At 51.4% G+C, this 11,965-nt stretch carries 9 protein-coding genes and 1 pseudogene; 5 read left to right on the top strand and 5 right to left on the bottom strand.

Translation table 11 applies throughout. The features are described from left to right. Positions 1–128 precede the first annotated feature (128 nt). Positions 129–251, top strand: a pseudogene (locus D3D02_RS16160) (IS5/IS1182 family transposase); the annotation flags it as partial. 102 nt (positions 252–353) lie between these two features. On the opposite strand, the gene D3D02_RS16155 reads toward D3D02_RS16160, so the two are convergent. After that, positions 354–1,568, bottom strand: a complete 1,215-nt coding sequence (locus D3D02_RS16155; protein WP_121571010.1) for a tyrosine-type recombinase/integrase — start codon at positions 1,566–1,568, stop codon at positions 354–356. 691 nt (positions 1,569–2,259) lie between these two features. Between D3D02_RS16155 and D3D02_RS16150 the strand changes: the two genes are divergently transcribed. From D3D02_RS16150 to D3D02_RS16135, 4 genes are all read left to right on the top strand, one after another. Next, positions 2,260–3,273 carry a sensor histidine kinase KdpD gene (locus D3D02_RS16150; RefSeq protein WP_158599394.1) on the top strand — a complete coding sequence of 338 codons (1,014 nt, stop codon included), beginning with the start codon at positions 2,260–2,262 and terminating at the stop codon, positions 3,271–3,273. 720 nt (positions 3,274–3,993) lie between these two features. Continuing rightward, on the top strand, positions 3,994–4,773 hold the full coding sequence (locus D3D02_RS16145) for an IclR family transcriptional regulator (RefSeq protein WP_121571004.1): 780 nt from the start codon (positions 3,994–3,996) through the stop codon (positions 4,771–4,773). Between the two features lie 671 nt (positions 4,774–5,444). Beyond that, positions 5,445–7,115: a class I adenylate-forming enzyme family protein gene (locus tag D3D02_RS16140; RefSeq protein WP_121571003.1), complete on the top strand. Its 1,671-nt coding sequence runs from the start codon at positions 5,445–5,447 to the stop codon at positions 7,113–7,115. 71 nt (positions 7,116–7,186) lie between these two features. Further along, positions 7,187–8,119 (top strand): SDR family NAD(P)-dependent oxidoreductase, encoded by a 933-nt coding sequence (locus tag D3D02_RS16135; RefSeq protein WP_121571002.1) that lies wholly within the window; start codon positions 7,187–7,189, stop codon positions 8,117–8,119. Positions 8,120–8,211: 92 nt separating this feature from the next. On the opposite strand, the gene D3D02_RS16130 is transcribed toward D3D02_RS16135, so the two are convergent. The 4 genes from D3D02_RS16130 to D3D02_RS16115 all read right to left on the bottom strand — a co-directional run bounded on the left by D3D02_RS16130 (position 8,212) and on the right by D3D02_RS16115 (position 11,781). Beyond that, entirely contained in the window at positions 8,212–8,847 is a 636-nt protein-coding gene (locus tag D3D02_RS16130) for an IS6 family transposase (protein ID WP_121571001.1), read from the bottom strand. Positions 8,848–8,905: 58 nt separating this feature from the next. Beyond that, the gene (locus tag D3D02_RS16125) at positions 8,906–10,087 is read right to left on the bottom strand and encodes an IS701 family transposase (RefSeq protein WP_121571000.1); all 1,182 of its coding nucleotides are present in this window, start codon (positions 10,085–10,087) and stop codon (positions 8,906–8,908) included. A 114-nt stretch (positions 10,088–10,201) separates the two neighbouring features. Next, a complete protein-coding gene (locus D3D02_RS16120; protein WP_199723134.1) occupies positions 10,202–10,585 on the bottom strand; it encodes a Zn-ribbon domain-containing OB-fold protein in 384 nt (127 codons plus the stop codon). Positions 10,586–10,611: 26 nt separating this feature from the next. After that, entirely contained in the window at positions 10,612–11,781 is a 1,170-nt protein-coding gene (locus D3D02_RS16115; protein WP_121570998.1) for a thiolase domain-containing protein, read from the bottom strand. Positions 11,782–11,965 lie beyond the last annotated feature (184 nt).

The following is an 11,965-nucleotide window of genomic DNA, read 5'->3' as shown; positions in this document are numbered from 1 at the left end:
TGTCGAGAGTGCGGAGGAGTTCCGCACTCTCTTGAGTGATGTTTTCGAGCAGCTGACTAACCGCGTGAGCTTTGCGAAAAACTGGGTCGCAGAGTTCCTTGATCTCCAGAAATTATCCTGAGTACTAGCACGCCCGAGGCCGCGTTCACGCACGAGCGCAGGTGTTCCTCGCTCTGTGCCTTCGTCTCGTCGTCGCAATCACCAACTACGAACGCGGAGACAATCCGGGAAGCACGATCATCACGGTGTGACAAGAGTTCTATGACACCCTCTGTAGGGTTAAGGGGCCGCTCTCATCAAGTGCTTGGTATACGTGTTGGGCACTAGGTGGCAGGTCTGCTGGCTGCGACACGTCACTCTAGGCCTCCGTTAGCAACATCAAACACAGAAGCAAGAGATTCTCGCATTGCTTGGCGCCGATGCTGACGCCGATGGGACTCCGAAAGGTAGTTTTCCCGGACGACCGCTGCAGACGCTGATCCCTGTTCGTCGGCGATATCCTCGAGTTGGCCTAACAGTTCGGAGACCGCGCTCTGATAGCTTGCATACCAGAAGCGTCGGCCCATCTTCGCTTTGGGGAGTTGGCCGTGAACAGAAACATTAGCGTCAGCTGCGAGACGTTTGAATCGCCGGCGTACTGTGTCCACGTGGATGTGTCCTGATGTAGAGCGATTAGATGGAAAGAGATAGCCATTCCATCCCTCCCGCTGTGTGAGCTCGTCGATACGGCTGGTTAGGGCCTCAACACCAACGAGTAGTGCGACTGTCCCAGGGCCGTTCTTTCGGCTGTCATCAAAGTTGAGGTGGGGGTCATTGGCTTCGAGATTGATTTGGGAAGTATGTAACTCAGCGACTTCACTGGGGCGTAGTCCCCAGCCGGCAAGTGCGATTGTGATGAGTTGCTCTTCGGCTGTATCCGCGACCTGGTAAATTGCGTGTACCTGTTCAGCTGTCAACGCTGCATTGTCTGGTTCTTCTCGTTCCCAGCCGAATTCTTCGGTGGCTCCCTCTAGTGGGTTATACTGCGCTCGGCCACGGCGCATTAAGAAGTTATACCAGTCCTGAGCGACGCGAAGGTACTCCAGTTTGCTGCGATCAGTGCCGAGGTCTGCATCGAAAACGTCCAACACAGCAAGCGCGCGTTCGATTTCGCCAACGCGTTCACTGGGGTCAGCTACTGCTTCGAGTAAGTCCTCGCGACCGTGGAGGCGCTGATACACGCGGACGTATTTCTTGAGGCGGTGCCGACGTGTTTCAACCGTGCTATCGGCCATCCGGCCCCTGGTCTGGAGACTCTTGAGGTAGCTTTCGGCTGCGTCAACAGTCGCTTCTGCTGCGCCTTCCCACGTTTCTGTGGTGTCTGTGTCCGACTTGAGGTGAAGTACCTCAGTACAAAATTCGTTGAGCGTCCGATCGTGATGCTCACGTAGTGCGTAGGAAATCCCTGAGTAGCCCAGCTCTGTCAATTGCTGATAGGAGGGTACGACATCAGGATCGTGTTCTAATTGGCGGCGGAGATCAGGGGCGATCTCAGTCCAGTAGAACTCTGCAAGCTCTTGCTCGGACATCTGACTCCAATTTATTTGCTCAGACACGGCTCTCACACCACAGAAGGTTGGTTCCTCTCTTTGGGGGTGATTTTAGCGCTGGCATTCTGATGCGATAGCGTCTTTCTTCTATCTACTTTATATTTTTGCTAATGCGAGTGTGTCGTCCACACACTTGCAATAAGCAACATTTCACGGTCTGGGTGGTAATTCTGCAATAAATTGGATAGTGCTATATCAAGTACGCCATCGCGGGTCCACCACATTTTCGGGATCTCAAATTCTACCAACCACTAGACTGCTGACAATGTCTTTGCGTGGCGGTACCGATTGACGAGACAGCTATGAATCTAAGAGAGATCTGAAACAGTCGATTTGGCGACTAATGTGACGAGTTGAAACCGTTCGCCGCCGCGCTCAAAACTACGATGACGTCTCAACGAATGTCGGCGGTCCGATGGCATCGAGTGCGGCCAGATTGTGTATGGAGGACCCACGGACACAAGAATGAACAATGGACCTCGGTAGTTCTTTGAGATACCTCCACTCAACGTCTCCCGTAACCAGAATCGGTTGATAGATAGATATATACTGAGGTCGTGGTCTTATACTAACACTTCTGCATATGCCCGCTGCAGCCTCCAGTACACGAACGCCCTCTTGGCGGACATTAAGTGGTTATAGTCTCATTTTCATACTCGGTAGCACACTATTGAGCCTCCGACTCCTCAATAGCCTCCACCAAGCTGAGAACGTGTGGGTAACGCTTCTCGGACTCGTGATCCCACTAGTCTGTTCGCTCGGTTTACTAGTGGGTGGGTTCCTTCTGTGGCAAAAAGGAGTCGATGAAACAGCTATTCTGCGAGTCGCACTCTGGTGTGTAGCTGGAGGAGTGCTGTTAGCGGTCGGAACGGGGTTTGTCCATTTGTATCTACAGGCGAGGGGCCTGCTCGTAGATACCCAGCTGTTCATCATCTTGAATGCGATTTCTGGAGGTAGTCTCACAGGATTCGTCGTTGGTGTCTACGATATCCGTCGTCGACGTGCCGAACAGCGTGCGGCACGATTGAACGAATGGCTGACTGTTCTCAACCGTATCCTCCGTCACGACATCAGGAATCAGGCCAATATTGTTTACGGGCACGCCGAACTGCTTGAGGAGGCGACGGAGCATCGAGATGAGATCAAACGTATCCAGGAACACGCGATGGAGTTGGTCTCTCTTGGCGATCGCGCTCGAATGCTTGAACAACTCTCAAAGGAGAATTCACGGAACTTACAAACCGTCGATGTAGCCGCGCTTGTGGACAAACAACTCGTCGAACTCACGTCTGATTATTCCAATGTCGACGTGGAAACGTCGTTCCCGGACGAACTTCGAGTCTCGGCACATCCATTGCTTGAATATGCGCTGCAGAACCTCCTTGAGAATGCAGTTATACACAACGATAAAGAAACGCCCCAGCTCTGGGTCTCCGCTTCAGTGCCTGAGGACCCTGGCGCGGAATATGTCGAGATCGAGATCGTTGATAACGGCCCCGGGATACCCGACAGCGAAGTCGCAGTCTTGGAACAGGGCTATGAAACGCCGCTTGAGCATTCCGGTGGGCTCGGGCTCTGGCTCTCGAAGTGGATTGTTGCTGAATCGAGTGGCCGACTGTCCGCGGACACTGCCTCACCACACGGGACGCGCATCTGCATTCGCCTTCCACTCATCGATAACTAATTTGCAGTACCAATTTGAAACAGTTCGCAGCTGGACCAGCTACATTACTCTTATCCGGCGTCGGTAGTAATCTCATCCAACCTTCCTCTGTGATTTCGTATAACCTAGAATTGTCCGCAGGTCTGGCCTTTTTTGATCTAGCGATGAGATTCGCGAGTTGGGGTACAACCGGTTTACACAATCTCCTATGCGAGGTTTACCGCGACGTTGTGTTTACCGTCTCGAAGCTCTAGTAGGATGTCAATGGTCACGAACTTACTTGGGCTGAAAATACATCGGAATCCCGGGCCAAACGAATATTGAGATATGTAACTATCCCGTCTACTCGCCGCCTACAGCAACTCCTTGAGGACGGGCTGTCCGTGGACCTCTACACTTTCCGTCCGTCCCCGTGCTGGGCATAGCGTCGATATACGTCGTCAGTTTACGGGCGAGAGTGTTCGTCTCAGTCTCGCTACTCCGCACTGCCTTCGAAGACGTGTGCGGGACGGACATCCCAGAAACGGGGTGGTCGTCTCACCCGAGTTTAACTCTCGGTGGACTCGGACGGGCACGTTTGCGGTGCAGCGACGTGTCCTCGTCCCCGAGTTCGGGGCCAGTCTACGGTGGCCCGTGCGAAGTATCCGTTTTGGCCGCTTCGCTCGTTGAGGGGGACCTCCGCGCCACCGACGGTGAATTCACCGGACAAATTTTATTTGACGAGTATATACGTGTGTGTGTATGACAAGCAATTCTCCTCGAAAAATAGCCTCACTTGACACGGCACATCAAATCGTACAAAAACTCCAGGAACTCGATGGGGCAGGTGCCAGTGAGATCGCCGAACATCTTGATATCGGAAGAAGTACAGCTTATCAGTATCTTATGACGCTACTTGACGAAGGATACGTTATCAAACGTGATCAAAAATACCACATTGGACTGAAATATCTAGATCACGGTATGTATGCTCGTAATAACCACCCAATGCTTGAAGTTTCCCGGCCGTCATTACAGGACCTAGTTGATAAGACCGGAGAGATTGGATGGATAACTAGCGAAAACAACGGAAAACTGGTTACTCTAGATATTGTTATTGGTGAAAGAACTCTGAATGACAAATTCCGTGGTCGGATCGGCAATAGAGAATATATGCACGCCCACGCAGGAGGGAAAGCAATTTTATCAGGATATAGTTATGATAAGATTTCAGACATAATTGAATCACATGGGATGCCAGCATATACTGACCAAACAATAACAACCAGAGACGATCTGATGGAAGAAATAAAAGAAGTGCGTGAAATAGGTGTAGCGTTTAATGATGAAGAAGCGATTAGTGGGTACAGAGCTGTTGGTGCGCCTGTAACTCTTGATGGGGAGACGGTCGGTTCAATTACTATTGGAGGTCCAAAGAACCGATTGGATGATGAGTACTTTCGTAATGAACTCCCCAGCCTTGTCCGGGGGCTGATCAACGAAGTAGAATTACGTGGCTCTGTGTCATCTCCTTGGAAGTGATATTGAAATCCGACGAGACCCAGTGCTGTCCTGAATCTACGAATAATATGCGTACATATATTCTTGAAGTCTGCTTGTTCCTGTTGTCGTTAAGGAGCATTCTCGCAGAATCTCTTACCGTAAAGTGACTATCAATCAATAAATACTACCGTAACAGTCGTACATCTGTTATTTACTCCTTTACTCACTCTAATGTAATCGAAGAGTATTCGCATATGCGCATAGACGGAGGATTGCGAGTGGGTCGAATTTCCTCGTATGCCTCCGATTGTTTGTCCAATTTATTGTGGCCAAGAGCTGCTGTACCCGAAGACAGGTTGTTTGTTTATGCCGACAGTCTACTGGTAGGACGGCAAGTTTTGATGAGATTAAGCCAAGGTATTCTCTGAATCCCAAATAAATGTCTAATATCTGTGCAGATCTTGCTTCATAATTATATGTTCTGTGTTCACTCGCTTTGGCTGTTTTCCTTCATCAACACTATAATTAAAAACAGGAGTGTTCCTCAATAGCGCTATTTGATCTAACCTCTACAATTAGCGTTCTGAAACAGTGTTTGTTGTTTACAAACATTGTTGTGAGGGATCAATTAGCGACGCAGATCAGCGATATCTTTTTAATGAGGTTCGGTTAATCATTGTCACGCACGTTGCGTAAATGGGGTCTAAACAATGGTCGAACTCACCAACGATACAATAATTTGGGAAGACAATGTCGTACAGCATCGATTGAATTCCTTTCCACAGATAACACAGACAAATCACAGGGGACGGAATGTTCGTGTATACGAGGACCGTCCCGACCTCTTGTTCGAGTTATTTGCTGCAGCCGTCAAGGAATCTCCTGGGTCAGAATTCGCTGTTTTCCCCGAATCTGGTGTCAGTCGCACATACCGTGAAGTTGCTAACCGTGTAGATCAACTTGTGGAGGGATTTTTGTCTCAAGGGATATCAGTAGGTGACCGAATTGCCTTGATCCTCGACAGCCGAGTCGAATTTGTTGAATCCATACTTGCTGCTGCCAAGATTGGGGCTGTCATTAGTCCGTTGAACACTCGCCATTCTCCAGAAGAGATACAGGCTCTGCTTGCAGAGACAAACCCGGATCTGGTCATTGTTGGCAGTGCATACGTTCAGAAACTTGCTGGTTCTAATTATGAGCCACCGAGTGACCAAACATACACTGTAGGCGGGACTGACCCGAAGAGTTCCTACGAGGAGTTACTACAAAGTGAGACCAGAACCGCCCGCCCTGCGAACGTCACCTCTGAAGACCTCCTGACCGTTATGTACACGTCAGGTACTACTGGACAGCCTAAGGCAGTCCCCATTGACAACTTCAATGGTGTCAATGCCGCACTGAATAACGCTCGTGTTCACAACTTGGAAGAGAACATCAGTATTCTCGTTCCGTCGCCACTGTTCCATGTAACGGGGCTCGTTTGTGGGCTCCTGACAGCAATTGCTGTTAACGGAACCGCAGTGATTATGCGGGAGTATGATCCAGATCGATTCCTCCAATCTGTTGAATCAGAGGATGTCAATTACTGTATGGGGGTGCCAACCCATCTTGTGTTAGCCGCTGAAAAGGTGACAGGCTCGAAATACGACACTTCGTCGTTCAAAAAGTTCGCCTACGGCGGTGCTCCTATGCCGAGTGAAGCTGTTCCGAAAATACGCGAGGTTTTCCCGAATATTGAATTGTATCACTCATATGGTAAGACTGAAAACTTCGCCGGCATTGCTGCGATGATTCCAGATTCATACATCGATGATAACCCAGAAGTTGTAGGTATGCCAACACCTACAATGAAATTCTCCGTGGTCGACGAAAACCGGAATCGCCTGCCTCCCGGTGAAATTGGTGAATTGGCGATGTATGGTCCATTTGTTGCTGAGCGGTACCTAAATCCACCCGATGGAACTGACGAAGAGTTCCGTGATGGATGGCACTACACTGGCGACATAGGCGTCATTGATGAATCCGGTTTCATCAGACTCCGAGGACGCAAGGGGGATATGATGATCCGTGGAGGCGAAAATATCTACCCTGTGGAGGTGGAGGACGCATTGCTCTCCGTGGGGGCCGTCCGTGAAGCTGGGGTTACTTCATTTCCTGATGACGTCCTCGGGGAGCGGGTCATTGCAGTCGTCGCTCCAAGGGAGCAACAGCGCGTAACCGAGGATCAACTCCGGACAGCCTGTGAAGAACATCTGGCAGAATACAAGGTTCCGGACATTTTCCGCATCGTCGATGAGTTACCTCGAAATCAAAACGGTAAGTTAGAACGTGACGAATTAGTTCCGAAACCGTTGCAGTTCGGTATTAAATTTGGTGAGTGAGGTATGCACCGAGGTTTGATGCAGCACCGTGGGAAAAATTTATTCACTGTGGCCAGTATGCAATACACGGAATGTTAGAAGACACAGTCTGTATTGTGGCAGGAGCAGGCCGCGGCCTCGGAAAAGAAACTGCGAAACTGATGGCCGATGAGGGTGCATCCGTCGTTGTAAACGACCTCGGTGCTGATCTCTCCGGAGAGGGTGAAGATGAGCAACCAGCACAGCAGACGGTTGATGAAATCACTGAGGAAGGTGGAGAGGCGATGGTTCACTATGGAGATATCACAGACCTAGAGTACACCGACCAACTCATCGCCGACACAGTCGAGGAATATGGTGCTGTACACAGCATTACAAACTTTGCTGGGATTCTTCGCGATCGAATGATCTTCAATATGACTGAGGAGGAGTGGGATGCAGTCATTGACGTCCATCTGAAGGGGCATTTCTCTCTGCTTCGGAATGCCTCCCAGCACTGGAAAGCCCGGTACGAAGAAGAGGAATTTGAGCGACAACGGTCATTCCTCGGTGTATCTAGCTCGGCGGCGATTGGGTGGGCTGGACAACCTAATTATGCGGCTGCGAAGGCAGGTGTTCTTGGCCTCACACGAAACTGCGCGCAAGAACTTGAACGATATAATGTCCGAGTGAACAGCCTTTGGCCAGAGGCCTACACACGAATGTACAAGTCTATTCCTGAAGAATATCAACCCGACGGGATGACTGATGAAACGCACGGACCACAGCTTGTCGCTCCGCTACCTGCTTTCTTAGCGAGTGAGGAAGCGACAGACATCACAGGGTGTACGGTCGGACTTGGGTCTGGTGAACTCTCGTTCATCTCTGACCCCGACCGCGAACGTAAAATTATCAAGGAAGTTCCAGCGGATACGAAAACAGGTGGGTGGACGCCAGAACAGATCGCCGACTCGTGGGAAAATCTCACTGACGGCTATGAAACGAAGCGGACATCGAAGCCAAGCATCCCGAACGTACAGAATTGATGGCTCCCCACGGCCTGGCTTCAGTGTAAGTCGTCTATCCGGTCACAGTCGACTCGGTTACTAAGCTGCTTGCTCTGTTCGGTAGGTGGTGTTTAGTTTGGAGCATTGAGCCAAGCAGCAAACGCTTGGAGCCAATTTTCAGCAGTTTGCGGCTCAACGTGGCTAAAACAGTTTGAGAACGAGGATGTTCGGCGTTTGAATTCTCGGAAAATTCGCTCGATAGTGTTCCGATTTCCAGTCCGTTCAGCTTGAAATCGGAGCCCAGATCTGGCCAGTGCAGTTTGGAGGTGCTGAGCGCCATCGATGAGAAATACGGCGGATTCGACATCGTGTTTCTGGCGGAGTTCTCGCAGAAAGATCTCGGTTAATGCGGTCGTTGTCGTTGCAAAGAGTCGCAGATGCAGCAGGTCATTTGTGTCGGGATCGGCGGCAGCGTACAGCCAGAATTGCTGGTCATTGATTCGAATCACGGTTTCGTCGAGCGCAACGTGATTCGGGCTTCGTCCGTCTGCGGGCTGTAGATCGGCCTTTTGCACCCAATCGTGAATCGCTTTGCGAGATCGTTCGACACCCAACTCTTCGAGTATTGAGACGGTATTCGACAGCGACAACCCCGCTAACTGCAGCTGAATACCGAGCTTCATCGCACGCTCGGGTGTCCGCTGTCGCTCCACAAAATCCAAATCAATCCAGTCTGTACATCCGTTGAGGCGGGCGATTTCTGCCATAGACCAGCAAGAAATTCTCCCGCCTCACCCTTCATCCTTAACTACTTGACTTCGCACGTTAGACGAAGATACCCTCGATTTCTTGCATTAGCTCGTCGGTGCTTCGGTTCGGGCTATTCAGTGCCCAGGAGATGAGGTTCTCGACGCCTTCGCGGAAGGATCGTTTGATATCGGCACGTAGCGACGCTGCATGACCGAGAATCGTTCCAAGAGCGCTGTGTGCAGCACCCAGCTTAAGGAGGCTGTAGGCCAGCATCAGCAGGTGCCAGTGCCGACTGGCACCTGCGGCATGCCGGAGCTCGCAGTCACCAAAACCGAGGTCCTGCTTGGTGTCTCTGAAGAACGTCTCGATGCGCCATCTCATCGCGTACAACTCGATGAGATGGCTCGCGGGCGCGTCGATTTTGTTCGACACGATGTACTTCACGCTCGGTTCGTCGTCCTCGTCGTCTTGCTCGGTGGGTTCTTTCTTCGTGATCAGCAGCTTCACTTCACCGAGGCGGCCAACCTCACGCTTCTGTGTCCAGATGTGGTAGGTGTCGCCGTCAATCGTCCGAGGAACCGTGTCGACGCGCTTGGCCAGCGCGTCGACACGGATCCGTTCACCACCATACGTGACACGCGCGTCACTCTTGACGGCAGAAACCCACTCTTTGCCGTAGCCTTCGAGGTGAGTCACGAACTCCTCGGAACAATAGCTTATGTCGAAGAGATAGGTGTCCGCCGGGACACCTATCTCGATGAGGTCATCAACAAGATCGATGGCGAGTTCGACACGTCGTTTGGCGTCTTTCTCGTAGAGGCGGAAGCCAAGCGGATAGGTGGTTTTCTCGTCGGCGTAGAGTGCGTAGATGAGGTTCTGTCCCCAGATGTAGCCGGGAACAGTGTGGTCGTAGAATTTCCCTACGTTGGGGATTTTCTCGCCTGTTTTGTGCGTGAAGGTGTCGTCGATGATGACGACACCTTCACTGGACCAACGAGTGTCGTCGGCTTGCTGAAGAAGCTCCAGACGCTCTTTGTTCAGTTGATCTTCATCCCAGTCGTACTCGGTGAGGAACTTATTGAGAGCGCGTTCGCTCTTGGCTGGAAGTACGTGCGTGGAGATACCGTCCACGGTCTTGTTGCTGGCCGCAACAAGACCGGTGACGTAGGTCTTGGCATGGTACTTCTGCCGGGTTGAAAAGCACTCTAACTCGTCGATTGGAGCGGTACAAGATAGAAACGACGTGAGTGGGAGCATCCGATCTTCACGTCTCTCTACGCGCTACATCAGCATAAGGTGCGAAGTCAAGTAACTAAACACGACCGTTCGGTAACAGAAAAGTCAGTGTGAAAACCTCGCTCGGTGGAGTGTTCAACGATCAATTGGTCTGAAGACCGGGATTGATACGCTGTCGTCTGCAGTCGGGATGAATGTCACTTCTACACTCGTGCCGATCTCAATCGTATCTGAGGAACACTCTTGCAATGCTGTGAGGATTCGGGGCCCCTCGTCAAGCTCAACGTAGGCAAGTACAAGTGGTAGTGCATCTTCTGGCCACTCAGAGACAAGCGTCGTTGATGTGTAAGCGTACACTTCACCAGTGCCTGTCGCCTCCAGCCATTTGACATTATTACCCAGGCAGTCCGGACACCGCGCACGTGGGTAATAAAACGAGAGATCACAGTCATTACACCGGCGGAGGAGAAGTCGACCTTCTGCAGCTGCTTTCCAGTACGGCTCCGTCTCAGGATCCACTGCTGGTGTCGGCCGCGGCTCCCAACTCATTGTTCAACCCTCCCTAGTATTGCGGTTGACCCAGCGTGTCTCGTACCTAGGTAACCACCTGTTCCGTGCGCAAGGGCAACCTCGGCATCAGGAATCTGTACTGGACCGTTTGCCTCACCTCGTAGTTGTCGAACAGCTTCAATTACCTTCGTCATCCCCCCGCGGTCAGGGTGGTTTGAACACAGCCCCCCACCGTCGGTGTTGAACGGGAGTTCCCCGTGTGGTGCTTGTAGGGTCCCTCCTTCGACGAACTCACCACCGTTGCCTTTCTCACAAAATCCGAGATCCTCCAGCGTCTGGAGGACGGTAATAGTGAATGAATCATAGATCGACACGTAATCGATGTCACTGGGTTTGACATCTGCCAAGTCAAACGCTCTGGGACCGGACTTTCTGGCAGCAGTCTCAGTAAGGTCAATACGTCCAGCATTGTGGTGATCAACAGCGACGGCGTGTCCAAGTATTTCAACACACTCTCGATCAAGTTGCTCCCGGACGGAATCAGAGACGACGACAAATGCGCCGGCACCATCGGATACGACACAGCAATCTAATAGATGAAGTGGATCACTAACAGTCCGTGATTCAATCACCTCTTCGATTGTCACCGGGTCTTGGTACATCGCGTGCTCATTATGCTGTGCGTGCTGTGATGCTGCTACCCGAATTTCAGCAAGCTGCTCTGGGGTGGTGCCATACTCGTGCATATGCCGGCGCGCAGCCAGTGCATATTGCGGCAATGTTTCGGCGCCGTAAATATCCTCAAAGTTCTCTTGCATAATCATTGCCTCTTGCTCTGGGTGATCGCGTTCGTCAGTCCGCATTCGACCAGCGAGCGTGACGAGCGCAACATCACACTTACCGTCAGCAATAGCACTGGCTGCCTCACCAACGTGGTTGACGTATGCTGACCCTCCGTCATCTGTTGAATCGAAATATGAGACGTCAAGTCCTAGGTAGTCGGCCATCGCCAGTGGTGGGTACCGACCGACCTGATAGTTCTCACCTGCAGTGAGGTATCCGTCGACGTCGTCAGCAGCCAAGCCAGCATCGTCAAGAGCGCCGGCAGCCGCTTCTGCGTGCAGTTGCGGAATCGATTTCTCTGGAGCCTCTCTTGTTGGGTGTTCGAAGACCCCCGCGATGTATGCTGTCGTATCTGAACTCATAGTAGCCTCGTATATTCTGGTTCCTGTGCGATGGTACGTTTCAACAACACACAGGCTCCGATCAAACCTTGATCAGCGGCGATTCATTAGTTTTCGGGTAGATGGGAGATCTAGTATTGATATGTGTGTAACAAGAACCGTGCGTGCGAAGAGTCGCGAGCGGTCATATTCATCAGAACCCATT

It is taken from the genome of Halobellus sp. Atlit-38R (assembly GCF_003665925.1).
GTDB lineage: Archaea > Halobacteriota > Halobacteria > Halobacteriales > Haloferacaceae > Haloquadratum > Haloquadratum inordinatus.
This window is presented reverse-complemented; position numbering and strand designations above follow the sequence as displayed.

Excerpts from the sequence above, each read along its gene's own strand:
- D3D02_RS16115 (WP_121570998.1), bottom strand. The coding sequence starts at position 11,781 with ATGAGTTCAGATACGACAGCATACATCGCGGGGGTCTTCGAACACCCA.
- D3D02_RS16125 (WP_121571000.1), bottom strand. The coding sequence starts at position 10,087 with ATGCTCCCACTCACGTCGTTTCTATCTTGTACCGCTCCAATCGACGAG.
- D3D02_RS16135 (WP_121571002.1), top strand. The coding sequence starts at position 7,187 with ATGTTAGAAGACACAGTCTGTATTGTGGCAGGAGCAGGCCGCGGCCTC.
- D3D02_RS16155 (WP_121571010.1), bottom strand. The coding sequence starts at position 1,568 with ATGTCCGAGCAAGAGCTTGCAGAGTTCTACTGGACTGAGATCGCCCCT.
- D3D02_RS16130 (WP_121571001.1), bottom strand. The coding sequence starts at position 8,847 with ATGGCAGAAATCGCCCGCCTCAACGGATGTACAGACTGGATTGATTTG.
- D3D02_RS16145 (WP_121571004.1), top strand. The coding sequence starts at position 3,994 with ATGACAAGCAATTCTCCTCGAAAAATAGCCTCACTTGACACGGCACAT.
- D3D02_RS16140 (WP_121571003.1), top strand. The coding sequence starts at position 5,445 with ATGGTCGAACTCACCAACGATACAATAATTTGGGAAGACAATGTCGTA.